This is a genomic window from Bacillus sp. BC08, assembly GCF_054326875.1.
In genome coordinates, this window is the sequence record NZ_JBTGPA010000023.1 from 97,971 (window position 1) to 115,235 (window position 17,265).

20 protein-coding genes and 2 riboswitches are annotated in these 17,265 nt (G+C 36.3%); of the genes, 18 read left to right on the forward strand and 2 right to left on the reverse strand.

Annotation, left to right across the window (positions count from 1 at the left end; all coding sequences use genetic code 11):
- The first annotated feature begins 111 nt into the window (after positions 1-111).
- From hisZ to ACXVYO_RS05465, 12 genes are all read left to right on the forward strand, one after another.
- Positions 112-1,374 carry an ATP phosphoribosyltransferase regulatory subunit gene (gene hisZ / locus ACXVYO_RS05410; protein WP_458466218.1) on the forward strand — a complete coding sequence of 421 codons (1,263 nt, stop codon included), beginning with the start codon at positions 112-114 and terminating at the stop codon, positions 1,372-1,374.
- Complete coding sequence (gene hisG, locus ACXVYO_RS05415; RefSeq protein ID WP_458466219.1) at positions 1,350-1,985, forward strand: ATP phosphoribosyltransferase; 636 nt, start codon at positions 1,350-1,352, stop codon at positions 1,983-1,985. Before hisZ ends, hisG begins: the two co-directional genes overlap by 25 nt.
- An 11-nt stretch (positions 1,986-1,996) precedes the next feature.
- A complete protein-coding gene (hisD, locus tag ACXVYO_RS05420) occupies positions 1,997-3,286 on the forward strand; it encodes a histidinol dehydrogenase (protein ID WP_458466220.1) in 1,290 nt (429 codons plus the stop codon).
- Positions 3,286-3,870, forward strand: coding sequence for an imidazoleglycerol-phosphate dehydratase HisB (gene hisB / locus ACXVYO_RS05425; RefSeq protein WP_001209293.1), 585 nt, complete (start codon positions 3,286-3,288; stop codon positions 3,868-3,870). The genes hisD and hisB overlap by 1 nt, the downstream gene beginning before the upstream one ends.
- On the forward strand, positions 3,871-4,500 hold the full coding sequence (gene hisH, locus ACXVYO_RS05430) for an imidazole glycerol phosphate synthase subunit HisH (protein ID WP_458466221.1): 630 nt from the start codon (positions 3,871-3,873) through the stop codon (positions 4,498-4,500).
- Positions 4,473-5,192, forward strand: coding sequence for a 1-(5-phosphoribosyl)-5-[(5-phosphoribosylamino)methylideneamino]imidazole-4-carboxamide isomerase (gene hisA, locus ACXVYO_RS05435; RefSeq protein ID WP_458466222.1), 720 nt, complete (start codon positions 4,473-4,475; stop codon positions 5,190-5,192). The genes hisH and hisA overlap by 28 nt, the downstream gene beginning before the upstream one ends.
- Positions 5,186-5,944 (forward strand): imidazoleglycerol phosphate synthase cyclase subunit, encoded by a 759-nt coding sequence (gene hisF, locus ACXVYO_RS05440; protein ID WP_458466223.1) that lies wholly within the window; start codon positions 5,186-5,188, stop codon positions 5,942-5,944. The genes hisA and hisF overlap by 7 nt, the downstream gene beginning before the upstream one ends.
- On the forward strand, positions 5,941-6,246 hold the full coding sequence (gene hisI / locus ACXVYO_RS05445; protein ID WP_073517398.1) for a phosphoribosyl-AMP cyclohydrolase: 306 nt from the start codon (positions 5,941-5,943) through the stop codon (positions 6,244-6,246). Before hisF ends, hisI begins: the two co-directional genes overlap by 4 nt.
- A gap of 10 nt (positions 6,247-6,256) precedes the next feature.
- Positions 6,257-6,580, forward strand: a complete 324-nt coding sequence (gene hisE / locus ACXVYO_RS05450) for a phosphoribosyl-ATP diphosphatase (protein WP_458466225.1) — start codon at positions 6,257-6,259, stop codon at positions 6,578-6,580.
- Between the two features lie 12 nt (positions 6,581-6,592).
- Positions 6,593-7,612 carry a histidinol phosphate phosphatase domain-containing protein gene (locus ACXVYO_RS05455; protein ID WP_458466226.1) on the forward strand — a complete coding sequence of 340 codons (1,020 nt, stop codon included), beginning with the start codon at positions 6,593-6,595 and terminating at the stop codon, positions 7,610-7,612.
- Between the two features lie 68 nt (positions 7,613-7,680).
- On the forward strand, positions 7,681-7,848 hold the full coding sequence (locus tag ACXVYO_RS05460; RefSeq protein ID WP_001118891.1) for a DUF4025 domain-containing protein: 168 nt from the start codon (positions 7,681-7,683) through the stop codon (positions 7,846-7,848).
- A gap of 144 nt (positions 7,849-7,992) precedes the next feature.
- Positions 7,993-8,964 (forward strand): NAD(P)-dependent oxidoreductase, encoded by a 972-nt coding sequence (locus tag ACXVYO_RS05465; RefSeq protein WP_458466227.1) that lies wholly within the window; start codon positions 7,993-7,995, stop codon positions 8,962-8,964.
- Positions 8,965-8,993: 29 nt separating this feature from the next.
- On the opposite strand, the gene pssA is transcribed toward ACXVYO_RS05465, so the two are convergent.
- The gene (gene pssA / locus ACXVYO_RS05470; protein ID WP_000285414.1) at positions 8,994-9,695 is read right to left on the reverse strand and encodes a CDP-diacylglycerol--serine O-phosphatidyltransferase; all 702 of its coding nucleotides are present in this window, start codon (positions 9,693-9,695) and stop codon (positions 8,994-8,996) included.
- Between the two features lie 181 nt (positions 9,696-9,876).
- On the reverse strand, positions 9,877-11,763 hold the full coding sequence (locus ACXVYO_RS05475; protein WP_458466228.1) for an LTA synthase family protein: 1,887 nt from the start codon (positions 11,761-11,763) through the stop codon (positions 9,877-9,879).
- Between the two features lie 255 nt (positions 11,764-12,018).
- Between ACXVYO_RS05475 and ACXVYO_RS05480 the strand changes: the two genes are divergently transcribed.
- From ACXVYO_RS05480 to cysC, 6 genes are all read left to right on the forward strand, one after another.
- Entirely contained in the window at positions 12,019-12,414 is a 396-nt protein-coding gene (locus ACXVYO_RS05480) for a DUF3888 domain-containing protein (protein WP_458466229.1), read from the forward strand.
- Between the two features lie 89 nt (positions 12,415-12,503).
- A riboswitch (Lysine riboswitch) is annotated at positions 12,504-12,685 on the forward strand.
- Positions 12,686-12,865: 180 nt separating this feature from the next.
- On the forward strand, positions 12,866-14,182 hold the full coding sequence (gene lysA, locus ACXVYO_RS05485) for a diaminopimelate decarboxylase (RefSeq protein ID WP_458466230.1): 1,317 nt from the start codon (positions 12,866-12,868) through the stop codon (positions 14,180-14,182).
- Between the two features lie 116 nt (positions 14,183-14,298).
- Positions 14,299-14,407: riboswitch (SAM riboswitch) on the forward strand.
- Between the two features lie 72 nt (positions 14,408-14,479).
- Positions 14,480-14,623: a YezD family protein gene (locus tag ACXVYO_RS05490; RefSeq protein WP_000116163.1), complete on the forward strand. Its 144-nt coding sequence runs from the start codon at positions 14,480-14,482 to the stop codon at positions 14,621-14,623.
- Between the two features lie 86 nt (positions 14,624-14,709).
- Positions 14,710-15,414, forward strand: coding sequence for a phosphoadenylyl-sulfate reductase (locus ACXVYO_RS05495; protein WP_458466231.1), 705 nt, complete (start codon positions 14,710-14,712; stop codon positions 15,412-15,414).
- Between the two features lie 38 nt (positions 15,415-15,452).
- Positions 15,453-16,589, forward strand: coding sequence for a sulfate adenylyltransferase (gene sat, locus ACXVYO_RS05500; RefSeq protein ID WP_458466232.1), 1,137 nt, complete (start codon positions 15,453-15,455; stop codon positions 16,587-16,589).
- 12 nt (positions 16,590-16,601) lie between these two features.
- Complete coding sequence (cysC, locus tag ACXVYO_RS05505) at positions 16,602-17,213, forward strand: adenylyl-sulfate kinase (protein ID WP_458466233.1); 612 nt, start codon at positions 16,602-16,604, stop codon at positions 17,211-17,213.
- The last annotated feature ends 52 nt before the right edge of the window (positions 17,214-17,265 follow it).

The following is a 17,265-nucleotide window of genomic DNA, read 5'->3' on the forward strand; positions in this document are numbered from 1 at the left end:
TACACTCTACTAAAGAGCCTTGTAGGTATTTTGTCTACAAGGCTCTTTTTATTTTCGGTTTAGGTGCACGAAATAGGCATACATTAGAAAAGGAAAGGTGTGAGAATTTAGATGACAAAATGGAAACGGGCAAATCCAAATGGAACGAGAGACTATTTATTCGAAGAATGTACGTTAATTGAAGAAGTGGAGCAAAAATTAAGACGTACTTTTTTAGAGAGAGGTTATGAAGAAATAAGGACACCAACAATAGAATTTTATGATGTGTTTGCCTTTCAAAATAGACCGATAGATGAAGAAAAGATGTATAAATTTTTTGATGAAAAGGGACGGATTATCGTCTTGCGTCCAGATATGACAATTCCTTTAGCGAGAGTGATGGGAACGCAGAGGTGGGATACGCCGCTAAAACTAACGTATGGAGGGAATGTATTTCGGGCGAATGAGTCCCTTACTGGAAAATATAATGAAATTGTACAAAGTGGTATTGAAATTATTGGGATTGATAATGTAAGAGCTGAAATTGAATGCGTCATAAGCGTCATTCAATCACTTCAAAAGGTGAAGGTGCAATCTTTTACAATAGAGATTGGGCAAGTGCAGTTATATAAATGTATTGTCAAAAAGCTCTCCATTCATGAAGAAGAAGAGCGAGTACTTAGAACATATATTGAAAGTAAAAATTATGCTGCTCTATCAAATTTTATTAGAGAAAAGAAATTAGATCGATGTGATGAAACAGTAAGATTACTTGAGAAATTACCAAGGTTATTTGGGAATTTAGAAGTAATTGAGGAAGCGGAAAAACTCGCCTCAAGTAATGAAATGAAAATGGCCATCGCAAGAGTGAAAGAAATATATGAAGCAATTGAAAAACTAGGCTATGGATCTTACATATCAATTGATTTAGGTATGATCCAACATCTGGATTACTATACGGGAGTTATTTTCAAAGGGTATATATATGAAATTGGAGAAGAAATTGTTAGTGGTGGAAGATATGATGAGTTAATTGGGAATTTTGGAGAAATGCTGCCGGCTGTTGGACTCGCGGTGCAAGTCAATCAAATTGTGAAGGCGCTGCAAGAGCAGCAAGAACCATATGAACGAAAGAGAATAGATATTATTATTCATTATGAGTTAAATAGATTAGCAGAAGCGGAAAGATTACGAAATTTACTTCAAAAAGACGGGAAAAAAGTAGAGCTATCCTTATTCTCTAATGTAAACGACACCTTTCAATTTGCAAGAAAAAATCAAATAGTAACGGTCGTTGAGGCAAAGAATGAATCATTAGTGGAATATGTATGGAAAGAGAAATGGGTAGTCCAGAAAGAAGGAGAAACCTCATGCGTAACATTCAAATTGCGTTAACGAAAGGAAGATTAGAGAAGCATGTGATTCCGCTCTTTGAGCAGATTGGAATTGATTGTTCAGAGCTCAAAAATAAAGGAAGAAAGCTTGTCTTTCAAAGTAAAAATACAGATGTTTCATTTATTTTAGTGAAAGCAGTAGATGTTGCTACTTATGTAGAACATGGAGTAGCTGATATTGGGGTCGTTGGAAAAGATATTTTAATGGAAAACGAGAAAGATATTTATGAAATGTTGGATTTAGGAGTAGGCGTGTGTAAGTTTTGTGTAGCTTCTATTCCTACTTATAATCCGAAGAGCTACCGGAAGAAACGTATTGCAACGAAATATCCTCATATTACTTCTAACTATTTTCATGATAAAGGAGAGGATGTAGAAATTATTAAAATAGAAGGTTCTGTAGAAATCGCTCCTATTCTTGGGTTGGCAGATGCAATTGTTGATATTGTTGAAACAGGAACAACATTACAAGAAAATGGACTCATTGTATTTGAGGAAATGTGTTCTATATCTGCTCGAATGATTGTGAATAAGGCTGCATTAAAAACTAAAAAAGACGAAATATTTAGTATTGTTAATATGATGGAGCAAGAAATTTTGTCAGGAAAATAGGGGGACTTGAAATGGAGATCGTTTGTGAAGATTTTCAAAAGGCGTTATCGAAAATAAAATTGCTACGAGAAAACGCTAATATAATAGAAGAAACTGTTCAAAGGAGTGTAAGAGAGATCGTTCAAAATGTAAGGGAGAATAGGGATGAGGCCCTATCTTTTTATACAAACAAGTTTGATGGTGTGGAGATGAAAGAGTTTCGTGTAAGTGAAGAAGAGATAAAACGAGCGAGTATGTTTGTAGAAAATTCATTTTTAGAAGCGTTACAAGAGGCGAAGAAAAATATTATTTCATACCACGAAAAGCAAAAAAGGCAATCCATATTCGATTGCGAGAGTAAAGGCATCATCAGGGGACAAATCATTCGGCCGTTAGAAAATGTAGGAGTATATGTGCCAGGGGGAACTGCTTCGTATCCTTCATCAGTATTAATGAATGTATTGCCAGCAAAACTAGCTGGTGTGAAAAAGATTGTAATGGTAACACCGCCGAGAGAAGGAGGCTTTGATCCCTATATTTTAGCTGCTGCAAGTCTTGCAGGGGTAGATGAAATTTATACGATAGGCGGTGCGCAAGCAATTGCTGCTTTAGCATACGGTACGGAATCGATTCCGAAAGTGGATAAAATAGTTGGACCAGGAAATTTGTACGTCGCTCTAGCGAAACGAGAAGTATATGGAATAGTAAATATTGATATGATTGCTGGACCGTCAGAAATTGTAGTTATCGCTGATGAAACCGGCAATGCAAAATATATTGCTGCTGATTTATTATCACAGGCAGAGCATGACGCGAGAGCGACAGCAATTTGTATTACAACGAATATAGAGTTAGCAAAAGAAGTAGAAAAAGAGATAGAAAGACAGTTAGAAACATTACCAAGAAGCGAAATTGCTCGTGAATCGATAAATAGAAATGGGGCCATCTGCATCGTTCCTTCTATAGATGAGGCACTCCAATTGTCGAATGAAATCGCTCCAGAACATTTAGAGTTACATATAAAAGAACCGATGAATGCTTTAGCTTATGTGAAACACGCAGGATCTATCTTTCTTGGGCCATATGCACCGGAACCGCTCGGTGATTATTTAGCAGGACCGAATCATGTGTTACCGACAAGTGGAACGGCAAGATTTTTCTCACCGTTATCAGTCGATGATTTCGTAAAAAAATCAGGCTTTCTGTCTTATACGGAGGAAGCGTTAAGAGATGTACAACATCATATTGTGGAACTTGCCAATAAAGAAGGGTTACATGCGCATGCGAGAGCAATTCAAATAAGATTTGAGGAGGAAGAATGATGCGAGAGTCTAGTCAAATACGTGAGACGACAGAAACAAAAATAAAATTAAGTTTGCAGCTTGATGAAGGAAAGGATGTTTCTGTACAAACGGGAGTGGGATTTTTTGATCATATGCTAACTTTATTTGCAAGGCATGGAAGATTCGGTTTGCAAGTGGAGGCGGAAGGCGATGTATTCGTTGATGCACATCATACAGTTGAAGATGTTGGAATTGTGCTCGGAAATTGTTTGAAAGAAGCATTGCAAAATAAAGAGGGGATTAACCGTTATGGCTCTGCTTATGTACCGATGGATGAATCTTTAGGTTTTGTCGCAATTGATATAAGTGGACGCTCGTATATTGTATTTCAAGGAGAATTAACAAATCCGAAGCTAGGGGATTTTGATACAGAACTAACAGAAGAATTTTTTAGAGCAGTTGCGCATGCTGCAAATATTACATTACATGCTCGCGTTTTATATGGAAGTAATACACATCACAAAGTTGAAGCATTATTTAAAGCATTTGGTCGAGCACTTAGGGAAGCAGTTGATAAAAATGCCAACATTACTGGTGTAAATTCAACGAAAGGGATGTTGTAATTGATTGCTATTATAGATTATGGAATGGGAAATATTCGTAGTGTAGAACAAGCATTAAAATATATTGGAGCAGCGTACATCGTAACAAGTGATAAAGAAGAGATTTTTAGAAGTGATGGAGTGATTTTACCAGGAGTAGGTGCATTTCCAAAAGCGATGGATGTATTGGAAGAAAAAGATTTAGTGCGTGTATTAAAAGAAGTTGGGTGTTCAGGAAAACCGCTTCTAGGCATTTGCTTAGGAATGCAGCTTTTATTTGAGAAAAGTGAGGAACTACAAGACTGTAACGGATTAAGTTTATTGCCAGGTGTTATTCGAAAGTTAAAGGTTCCTTATAAAATTCCACATATGGGATGGAATGAGCTAAAGAAAGAGGGAGAAATAGCGCTTTGGAATGGAGTAGAGGACGGTTCTTTCGTATATTATGTCCACTCTTATTATGCAGATTGCCCTAATGAAATTGTGTATGGAATAAGTGAATATGGAGTGAAAGTACCTGGTTTTGTAGCAAAAGGGAATATATACGGCGCACAGTTTCATCCTGAAAAAAGTGGTGACGTCGGAATGCAAATGTTGAAAAACTTCAAAGGGGTGGTAGAAGCATGGAAATTTTCCCAGCTATCGATTTAAAAGAGGGACGGTGCGTTAGACTGTATCAAGGAGAGTTTAGTAAAGAAACAGTAATGAATGAAGACCCGGTTGCGCAAGCGATTATATTCGAAAAATCGGGAGCAAAAACACTGCATATTGTTGATTTAGATGGTGCAATTGCTGGCGAATCGTTAAACTTGCCAATCATTGAAAAAATTTGCAAGGCAGTACGTATTCCTGTGCAAGTTGGAGGGGGAATTCGGTCACTTGTAGCGGTAGAGAAGTTATTGTCAGTAGGTGTAGATAAAGTGATTTTAGGGACAGCAGCTCTTTATGATAAGGAATTTTTAGAAGAAGCGGTTCGTCTATATAAAGAAAAAATCATTGTTGGAATCGATGCGAAAAATGGTTTCGTAGCAACGAGAGGCTGGCTTGATGTGTCTGAATTTTCTTATATTGATTTAGCGAAGCAAATGGAGAATGTAGGTGTTCAAACAATTGTGTTTACAGACATTTCGAAAGACGGGACACTTGCAGGGCCGAATGTAGAGCAATTGGAGTTACTACAAAAAAGTGTGGGTATTCGTCTTATTGCTTCTGGAGGAGTGGCATCTATTCAAGATGTGAAAAAATTAAATGATATGAATATATACGGTGTCATAATTGGTAAGGCTCTTTACGAGAAAACGATTAATTTAGAAGAAGTGTTAGAGGTAACAAAGTTATGTTAGCGAAACGTATTATTCCATGTCTAGATGTGAAAGAAGGGCGAGTCGTAAAAGGTGTAAATTTTATAGGATTACAAGACGTCGGTGATCCTGTTGAAATAGCAGCTTTATATAATAATGCGGGAGCAGATGAAATTGTATTTTTAGATATTACGGCAACGCATGAAGGACGAAAAACAATTATAGATGTTGTAGAAAAAACAGCTTCGAAAGTATTTATTCCTCTTACAGTTGGCGGGGGGATTTCAAGTGTTAAAGATATGTACAATTTATTAAGAGCTGGAGCAGATAAAGTTTCAATCAACTCAGCGGCAGTGCGAAACCCAAAGCTAATCGAGGAAGGAGCAGAACATTTTGGCTCACAATGTATTGTTGTAGCAATTGATGCTAGAAAAGTAGCAGAAGATAAGTGGAATGTATATGTGAACGGCGGAAGAGTTGATACGGGAATGGATGCAACCTTGTGGGCAAAGCGCGTTACCGAGCTAGGGGCAGGCGAAATTTTGCTAACGAGTATGGATGCAGATGGAACGAAAAATGGATATGACCTTCGTTTAACAGAAGAAATTTCAAAAAGTGTTTCCGTGCCAGTCATTGCATCAGGCGGATGTGGTCATGTTGATCACATTATAGAAGTCTTTCAAAAGACAACAGTTGATGCAGCGTTAGCGGCATCCATCTTTCATTATGGTGAGGCGACAATACAAGAAGTAAAGCGAAAATTAAGAAATGCAAACGTTGAGGTGCGGTTATGAAACCTAACTTTTCAAAAGGATTATTACCAGCAGTTGTCATGGAAGAAGGGACAAAAGAAGTTTTAATGCTAGCTTATATGAATGAAGAAGCATATGAAAAAACGCTAGAAACGAAAAGAACTTGGTTTTATTCTCGTTCAAGAAGGTCGTTATGGAATAAAGGAGAAACATCAGGAAATGTCCAATATGTGCAATCTCTTTATTTAGATTGTGATCAAGATTCAATCGTTGTTGTCGTAAAGCAAGTAGGACCTGCTTGCCATACGGGAGAGAAAACGTGTTTTCATTACAAAATTATATAGGGGGATACATATGGGAAACGCCTTTATATTACTATTTAAAACAATTGAAGAGCGAAAGAGAAATCCACTTCCTGAATCTTATACAAATTACTTGTTTTCAAAAGGAGAAGATAAAATTTTAAAGAAAATTGGTGAGGAATGCACGGAAGTAATTATCGCATCTAAAAATAATGATAAAGAAGAATTAGTAAAAGAAATGGTTGATGTATTGTATCACTGCTTCGTCTTATTAGCCGAAAAAAATATATCATTAGAAGATGTTATGGAGGAAGTGACAGAAAGAAATGGGAAGCTTTCGCGAGTAGGTGATAGAAGAGATATAGATACATTATAAGGGGGAATATAGATGAAGGTGGATTATCACATTCATTTAGAAGAAGGGCCATATTCAATAGGGTGGCTCGCTAAAATAAATGAAGCATTGCAATATTATGAACCGCTTGAAGAAGAAAAACATTCTATGGAATGGCTTGTGAAAACACAAGAACGCCTGCAAAGACGTGTGAAAGAAGGGCCATTTACAACGAAATGGATTGATTTATATTTAGAAGAAGCTTTGCGAAAAGGTATAAAAGAGGTTGGGATTGTCGATCATTTATACCGTTTTTATGAAGCGAAAGAATACTATGAAAGATATGTCGATATTAATGATTCGGAGCTTGGTCGTTTACAAAAGGAATGGCTAGACCAAGTAAGGGTAGCGTCACTACATGATTTTACAAAGGCAATAGAAGAAGCGAAAGAACGATGGAGTAAACGAGGTGTTACGCTTAAACTTGGAATTGAAGCGGATTATTTTATTGGTGGTGAACAAGAATTACAATCTTTACTCGCATTAGGAGATTTTGATTATGTAATTGGTTCTGTTCATTTTTTAAATGGTTGGGGATTTGATAATCCAGATACGAAAGAATATTTTAAGAAGCATGACTTATATGCTTTATATGATACGTTTTTCAAAACGGTGGAGTGTGCAGTTCGTTCTGAGTTATTTGATATAATAGCTCATCTTGATAACATAAAAGTATTTAATTATCGGTTAGATGAGAATGAACAACTTTCTTATTATAAGGAAATTGCGCGTGCATTAGTAGAAACAAATACGGCAACGGAAATAAATGCGGGATTGTATTATCGCTATCCTGTGCGTGAAATGTGTCCGAGTCCGCTATATTTACAAGTATTAGCTAAGTACGGGGTTCCGATTACTCTCTCCTCAGATGCTCATTATCCGCATGATTTAGGAAAATATGTGGAAGAGAATATAAAGACGTTACGTAATCATGATATTTCGCATTTAGCTACATTTGCGAAACGAGTAAGAACGTTGAGATTACTGGAAGATGAAGTATCCATTTCAAAATGATCACGATTTTTTGATGAAAACCCACCTTTTTGTTCAAAATAAGAAAGAATAAAAAGGAGGGCAAAGAAATGGCGAAACAACAAAATAAACAAAATGTACAAAGTGCACAGCAACAAGCGTATACTTCTGAAACGAATGCTACTTCTCAATCCGTTATCGAGGAACAAATTAGTGATACAGTTGCAGAAGGAACGATCGATGTGAAGCTTGGAAAAGAATCGCAAGAGAAAGCATAAGAAGAGGGGAGACTTGCATCTCCTCTTTTTTCATGGAAAAGTGTCGATTTTCAAAACTATAATCAAATTCCTTGGTTTTTATATGTGGATTTCTTACAATGAAAGATAAGAGCTATCTTATTTTCTATAGAAGAGGTGTTAGTAGTGGCAAAAATATTAGTAGCAGGGAAAATTCCAGCAATCGGATTAGAACTATTAAAGGATCATGATGTAGAAATGTACGATAAAGAGGCTTTAATTTCTTTAGATGAATTAACAGAGCGTGCAAAAGATAAAGATGCATTGTTAAGCCTACTTTCTACAAAGGTGACAAAAGAAGTGATTGATGCGGCACCTAATTTGAAAATTATTGCAAACTACGGTGCTGGTTACGATAATATTGATTACTCGTATGCCGGAGAAAAAGGGATTGCGGTAACGAATACACCAAAAGTATCAACTGAAGCGACAGCAGAATTAACATTTGCACTTCTTTTAGCAGCTGCACGTAGAATTCCGGAAGGTGATACGCTATGTCGTACAACTGGATTTAACGGATGGGCACCATTATTTTTCTTAGGCCGTGAAGTACATGGTAAAACAATTGGAATTATTGGCCTTGGAGAAATCGGAAAGGCAGTTGCAAAACGTGCGAAAGCGTTTGGAATGAATGTTTTATATACAGGACCAAATCGAAAAACTGAAGCTGAAAGTGAACTGGAAGCAACATATGTAACATTGGAAGAATTATTACAAACAGCAGACTTTATTACAATTAACTGTGCGTATAATCCAAAATTGCATCATATGATTGATGAAGAACAGTTTAAAATGATGAAGAAAACGGCGTATATTGTAAATGCTTCACGTGGGCCAATTATGCATGAAGCGGCACTGGCTCATGCATTAAAAACGAATGAAATTGAAGGAGCGGCTCTTGACGTATTTGAATTTGAACCGAAAATTACTGAAGAGCTAAAAGAATTAAAGAATGTAGTACTTGCTCCTCACGTAGGAAATGCAACATTCGAAACGCGTGATGCGATGGCTGAAATGGCAGTAAGAAATATTTTAGCCGTATTAAACGGTGAAGAGCCTGTAACACCTGTAAATCAAAAAGCAGTAGTTACAAAATAATAAGAAACCTTCCGGAATCGGAAGGTTTCTTATTTTTCTTTATTTGCTCTTTTAGATGGTCTTTGTCTAAGAAATTGAGATAGCATATACAAAATGTATAGTGGAATAGCAATGAATAAGAAAACAGAAAAGTTACCGATCCCTGTTTGGTACATTGTGATAATGCTTCCAACTAAAAATAGTGTAATAATGATACTATATCGTGGAAGTGGTACATCTTTTAAACTTGGGATACGAATGCGGCTCACCATTAAAAATGCGAACGTTACAAAGACTGTAATAAGAACGATTTTTGGAATGATATGTGAAAATAATGTTAAGAAAGCAACAAGCCCTCCCGCTGCTGTAATCGGTACCCCAGTGAAATATTTCATTGAAGTAGAAGATGGTGTTACATTAAATCGTGCTAAACGATATGCTCCGAAAAGAGGAAATAGTCCCGCTATGTATAGTCCGATGATTCCGTAATTGGAGAAAGATGTGTAATACATAAGAACAGCAGGTGCTGCACCAAATGTCACGACATCCGCAAGTGAGTCAAGCTCTTTTCCCATTTGTGAATCAACGCGTAATAAACGAGCAACACGCCCATCAAGACTATCTAACATCATCCCGATAAGTACTAAAATAGCAGCTGATTTATAATATCCTAAAGATGCATAGCCGATTGACAAGAATCCACTATATAAATTTCCGAGCGTAAATAAGTTTGGAATAGCTGCTCTATACAAAATCTGATCCCTTGCTTTCTGTAATAAATTCTTAATTAGTGTATGAAATTTTACTTATTTTATCATACCATAAATTTCTTCCTCATACGAAAGAAATTCCCAATTTGTGAAAGATTTCATAGAAGAATGATTTGAAAAATAAGTAAAAAAAGAAGCAACTTTTATAAAGTTGCTTCTAGTACTACTCAAATTTTGTTGTCATTGTTCCAGTTTTATAACGATTGTTAGGATCAAAACGTAATAAATCTCCATAAATGAGTTTATCGGAGAGTTTCAATTCAGTTTTTGCTTTTTCAATATTTGGTTGGCATAATGAAATGTCAGCTTCTTCACCTGTATTTCGTTTATAGCACATGTTTTTTGTATACACATAATCTTCCGAAACGAAGCTACCATCACGCATTACCATAAGCGGATCTTTTTCTTTAATAAACAAGTCAGTTCCAAATTCAACGGATTGATTTGTTTTAATACCAAGTAAATGAAGTAGCGTTGGTTTAATATCAATTTGACCAGATACTTTAGAAATGACTTTTCCTTCTTGACCAGGTACATGAATAATGAGAGGGACGCGTTGTAATTGCATAGAATCAAACGGTGTAATAGCGTCTTTCCCAAGGAACTGGGCCATAGCTGCATTATGGTTTTCTGAAATGCCGTAATGATCTCCATAAATGACAATAACAGAATTATCATACAGTCCTTCGTCTTTTAACTGTTTAATAAATAATTTAAGAGCTTCATCCGTGTAGCGAACGGTTGGGAAGTAGCGGTTTACAACACCACTTTCCGAATTAAACTCATCAACATATTGATCTTCTGGATTTAGAAGAAATGGAAAATGGTTTGTTAAAGTAATAAATTTTGTATAGAACGGTTGTGGTAAAGATTTTAGCTTTGGAATGGATTGTTCAAAGAACTCTTTATCTTTTAATCCCCAGCCGACAGACATTTGTTCTGTGCCTGAGTAATCATTTAAATTAAAGTAACGATCATATCCGAGTGCAGGATACATTACATCACGATTCCAAAACGTTTTATCGTTTGAATGGAAGACAGCAGAAGAATATCCGTATTTCTTTAATTGCTCTGGTGTAGCTGTATATTCATTTGTTGCGTGAGTAAAGAATACAGAACCGCGGTCTAACGGATAAAGTGAATTTTCAACGATAAACTCAGCATCAGAAGTTTTACCTTGTCCCGTTTGATGATAGAAGTTATCGAAATAAAAACTATCTTTAATAAACTCATTTAAAAATGGAGTAATTTCTTTTCCATTTATTTTTTTATTAATAACAAAACTTTGTGTAGATTCCATGGAAATCAAAATGACATTTTTGCCTTTTGCAGCTCCAAATAAGTCTTTATCAACTTGCTTATCTTTTGAGTCTGTATAGTTTTTAATTTCAGAGAAACCGTCACCACTTGCAAATACACGTTCAGCTGAAGATTTAGATTGAAGTGTAATATCAAATAGGTGATATGTGTATAAACCTAAATTCTTCACGACTGTTTGACGATCAAATGAGCGTGAGAACATTTGTGGTTTATAAATAACGGAAACAACAATTTGTAGTGCTAATAAAGCTGTTATACCGCTAAAGAAAGTTCGCTTTTCAGAGCGAGAAAGCGGCGTCTTATCACAAAATGCTGGGAATTTACGCGAAAGAAACATTAAAATAATCGCATCTGCAAATAAAAGTAATGTTTTGTACGTAAAGAGTTCTTTTATACTCGTCCCTAAATCAGCCATATTATTTGTTTGGAATAAAACCGGGAACGTAACGAAATCGTTATAAAACCCATAAAACATTGCATTTCCAAATAAAATAAAGGACAGTATAAAACTGATTCCAACTATAATGCGGTTTCGGTGTTTAGATGCAAATAAAGCAAAACCGAAAAATAAAAGTAACGCAGCTAGTGGATTAATAAAAAGCATAAATTCTTCGAAGAAATTATCAATTTTAATATCAAATGCTAGCTTGTACACAATATATGTTTTTATCCATAATAAAACGACTGCAACGAGTGCGAATCGCAGTTTTGGAAACAGACGTTGTAGCATAATATACTCCTCTCCTAAAAAAGCATGACTGTTCTTTTGAGCCGGTTTGGTTAGCGCCTCATTTTATATATACGAACAGTCCTTTGTTATTATGTTTATTATACTATGAGTATCATTATACGAAAATAAAAGAGAGTTGTGGGCTTTTTTATAATAATTGAGTAGAAAAAGGGCAGTGGGAGACAATAAAACGGAGTTTCTATGTATGATTATTATCGTGCGCAGAAAGAATTGTGTAATAATACGGAGGTTATAATGCGAAAATTATTATATTTTATAGTATGCAGTAGTGTTATACTTTTTGCTTCACCGAGTTTGTCGGTAGCCCAATATGATGCACCTCTTATGGAAGATGCCCTTTATTCTGTTTTATTTCCGAAAATAAATAAAGCAATTGAAAAACAATATGGGAGCTTGAAGCCTTATCAATGTCCTAAAATTATTAGTTTAAAAAAAGTGTATAGCGGTACATATTTATTTCAAGCAAGTATTGAAGTAACGAAGTATGAACGAGTTGCTGGGAAAATTGCTCCACCATTTGAGAAGGTAACGATTACATTTAATAATGAAGAAGGCGAATGGGAAGTGTCAAAGATTTCAGTAAAGCGCTTACCAAATGATACGAAACTAAACTGTAAAAAAACAATATAAAAAAATGTTTGACAAATAAAATGGTCCTTTGGTATTGTTAATAGCATCAATTAGATGTTTGAAAATTAAATAGACTTACCTCATCTACTCTCAAAGGTAGAGGCCGCGATAGGAAAGAGTAAGCTATGGGAGATTTAATGGAATCTGTGATCATAGGTTGAAAGGGACTATTGCCGAAATATAAGAATAACCATCTTATTCATATATTGGGACTACATTGAATAAATGTAGTACTGTCATAATATTTCTTTTATGGAGAGCTATTTGGAGATGTTGATGCGGTTTCTTATTTTGAGGAGATAACAACTCGTTTATTTTTTCAATATATATTTTTCCTAATAAGAAACGCGTGTGAACATTGTTCCGCGCGTTTTTTGTCTATCTAAAAGCGTGCTGCAATGAATAGAAGATTGGGGTTATGAGTTTTAGAGGAAATAAGGGAGGAATTCAAATGTATTTACACGGCACAAGCCGAATCAATGGGCAAGGACACTTAGAAATTGGAGGGTGCGATACGACGCAGCTAGCAAAACAATACGGAACACCACTTTATGTATACGATGAAGAGTCTATTCGAGGAAAGTGCCGCGCGTTTCATCGTGCGTTTAAAGAAAGTGGTTTCTCTTATCAAGTAGCATATGCAAGCAAGGCGTTCTTGTGCATGGAGATGTGCCGAGTAGCTCGTGAAGAGAATATGTCATTAGATGTTGTTTCTGGTGGGGAATTATATACTGCGCTTCAAGCGGGATTTCCAGCATCTCGTATTCATTTTCACGGCAATAATAAAACAGAAGAAGAAATCGTGATGGCTCTGCAGGAAAATATTGGTTGTTTTGTCGTGGATAATTTCTTAGAATTAGAAATTTTGCATGATTTAGCAGTGCAACATGGGAAATTTGTGAACATATTAATTCGTGTAACGCCTGGAGTAGAGGCGCACACACATGAATATATTACAACAGGTCAAGATGATTCGAAATTTGGATTTGGCGTGTCAAATGGTCAAGCGATGCAAGCAATTGAGCTTGCTTTACAAAAATCAAATTATAATGTGTTAGGAATTCATTCACATATCGGATCACAAATATTTGAAACGGCTGGATTTGTTCGAGCGATTGAAGTTCTTCATCAATTTTTAGAAGAAGTGAGAGAGCGCGCGAACTATGTAGTAAAAGTATTAAATGTAGGCGGAGGATTCGGAATACGCTACACAGAGTCAGATACACCATTAACTCTTGAGACATATGTGCGAGCTGTAACAAGTACGGTGAGGGAGCAATTTACAGTATGTAATTATCCCCTGCCAGAAATATGGGTTGAACCAGGCCGTAGTATTGTAGGGGATGCTGGAACGACAATTTATACAGTCGGATCTGTGAAAGACATTCCTGGTATTCGGAAATATGTATCAGTGGATGGTGGGATGACTGATAATTTAAGACCTGCTTTATATAACGCTCGTTATGAAGCGATGTTAGCGAATCGAGGGAATGATGAGAACGAGGAAGTTGTTTCGATTGCTGGGAAGTGCTGTGAGAGTGGAGATATGTTAATTTGGGATATTACTCTACCGAAAGTTGCTTCTGCTGATTTACTAGCAATTTCTTGTACAGGGGCATACGGGTACTCGATGGCGAACAATTATAATCGGATTCGTAGACCGGCTGTCGTCTTCGCGAAAGGCGGCACATCACAAATTGTTGTAGAACGCGAAACATATGAAAATATTATTGGGAACGATCGCATACGTATTAAAGAACTTGTTTAAATAGAGAAAAGGAGTTGTTCGGATGGGCAATTCCTTTTTTGTAAAATAAAATAATTAAAATATATCGGAAAACTAGGATTGAAAAAAATCAGAATTGTGATAAAATACAAATACAAAGCTTATCAAGAGAAGCGGAGGGAACTGGCCCGAAGAAGCTCGGCAACCTGCTTATAGAAAGCAAGGTGCTAAATCCAGCAAAATGGAATCCATTTTGAAAGATAAGGTAAAATATATTACCGAACAGTCTTTTCGAAATGGGAAAGATTTTTTTTATGAATAAAAAGGGGGGCTGTTCGCGTGAGTGTACGGGAACATTTTGAGGAAGTATCTGAGAAAATTCAAGCGATGCTTGCTGATATGAAATATGGTTCAATTACAATTGTTGTGCAAGATGGGAAAGTCATTCAATTAGAGAAAAGTGAAAAGGTACGTTTAAAGTAAAAAGCGCTGACTAGAAAAACTAGAGGCGGTTTTAACCTATTATATTAGGTTAAAACCGTCTTTTTGCTTTTACAGGGGGAAAAAACATGTTGACGTATGAAACGTGGGAAGAAAATAATGTTCCATTTTCAGAAGAAGATGAAACGAAAGGCGCGCTATCAGTATTAAGTTGGGCTTATAAAGAATATGAAAGTGAAATTGTATACGCATGTAGCTTTGGAGTGGAAGGGATGGTATTACTACATCTTATAAACCAAGTAAATCCATCTGCTAAAGTTGTATTTTTAGATACAAATGTTCATTTTCGCGAAACGTATGAATTAATTCTAAAAGTGCGGGAACGATTTCCTTCATTAAATATTATAGAAAAACAGCCGGAACTTACACTTGATGAACAAGCGAAGTTGCATGGTGAGAAATTATGGGAAAGTAATCCGAACCTTTGTTGTAAAATTAGAAAAATTTTACCGTTAGAAAAATCATTAGCAGCGGAAAAAGCATGGATATCGGGCTTAAGGAGGGAACAATCAGAAACACGTAAGCATACAAAGTTTATAAATCAAGATCATCGTTTTCAATCGATTAAAGTTTGTCCACTCATTCATTGGACGTGGAAAGAAGTGTGGCGATATGTGTACAAACATAGTTTGCCGTATAACCCGCTGCATGATATTGGGTATCCAAGTATTGGGTGTGAGAAGTGCACGTTACCTGTAGGAGAGGGTGGCGATTCGAGAGATGGTAGATGGGCCGGGAAAGTGAAAACAGAATGTGGTCTTCATTACCAATAAGATGAATTTGAAAATAAAGCTAAGAGAGGGTATAGAAAATGAGTACAAGAAACGAATTAGTAAACCGTATAGACGAGACATACGACGTATCACAAATTGAAAAAGAAATTGGGCTAGACAACATTGCATTAAGTGATTTGGAGCTATTAGCGACAGGGGGATATAGCCCGCTTACTGGTTTTTTAGGGAAGAAAGATTATGATTCGGTCGTAGAAACGCTTCGCTTAGCAAATGGTAGCGTATGGAGTATACCGATTACATTGCCGGTAACAGAAGAAGTAGCAGAAAATCTAAAAGCTGGAGAAGAAGTAAAGCTTGTTAATAGTGGAAATGTATATGGTGTCATTCAAATAGAAGATATTTTTATACCTGATAAAGAGAAAGAAGCATTACTTGTATATAAAACGACGGATGATGCTCATCCAGGAGTGAAAAAATTATATGAACGATCGAACGTTTATGTCGGTGGAGCTATTATTCTTACAAAACGATTTGAAAATAATCAGTTTCCTTCTTATCATTTAGATCCAATTGAAACGAGGGAAGAATTTAAAAAACGTGGTTGGAAAACAGTAGTCGGATTTCAAACGAGAAACCCAGTACATCGTGCTCATGAGTATATTCAAAAATCTGCTCTTGAAATTGTAGATGGCCTCTTTTTAAATCCACTCGTTGGGGAAACGAAGTCGGATGATATTCCTGCTGATGTAAGGATGGAAAGCTATGAAGTATTACTTCAAAACTATTATCCGAAAGATCGTGTCTTTTTAGGTGTATTTCCTGCAGCGATGCGTTACGCAGGACCGAGGGAAGCGATATTCCATGCATTAGTTAGAAAGAATTTTGGATGTACCCACTTTATTGTAGGGCGCGACCACGCTGGGGTAGGAGATTATTACGGTACTTATGAAGCGCAAGAAATCTTTACAAACTTTACAGTGGAAGAGTTAGGGATTACACCGCTATTTTTTGAACATAGTTTTTACTGCACGAAATGTGAAGCGATGGCTTCCACGAAAACATGTCCGCACGGAAAAGAGGATCATGTCATTTTATCGGGTACGAAAGTAAGAGAGTTATTAAGAAACGGTGAGGTTCCACCAAGTACATTTAGTCGTAAAGAAGTAGTAGAAGTACTAATTAAAGGTTTAAAAAAAGAAGTAGTAACAGAATAGGGAGAGAATGAGATGGATACAAATATTACTTGGCATACAGCATCTGTTTCAAAAGATGAGAGAAGAGTAAAAAATGGGCATCATAGTTTTGTAGTTTGGTTTACTGGTCTATCAGCTTCAGGTAAATCTACGGTGGCGAACGCGGTTGCTCGTAAACTATTTGAAAAGAATATTGGAAACTATGTACTAGATGGGGATAATATACGTCACGGTTTAAATAAAGACTTAGGTTTTTCTGAAAGTGATCGTATGGAGAATATAAGACGGATTGGCGAAGTAGCGAAGCTATTTGTAGATCAAGGTACTGTTGTTCTTACAGCGTTTATTTCACCGTTTCGAGTAGACCGAAAACAAGTTAGAGATCTATTAGCGGCAGATGAGTTTATAGAAGTGTTTGTAAAATGTCCAATTGAAGAGTGTGAAAAACGTGATCCAAAAGGGTTATACAAAAAGGCAAGACAGGGTGATATTAAAGAGTTTACTGGTGTTGATTCACCGTATGAGGAGCCAGAGAAAGCAGAGTTAATTGTAGAAACGCACAAGTATTCTATTGAAGAATGTGCAGAACAAATCGTGAAGTACTTACAAGAGCGTAGTTTTACCCCGCTATTTGGCGGGCAGTAAAACTACCATCTCGAAATTTGGCTAGGGCAAAGAAGTTAGGTGGGAGATGAAC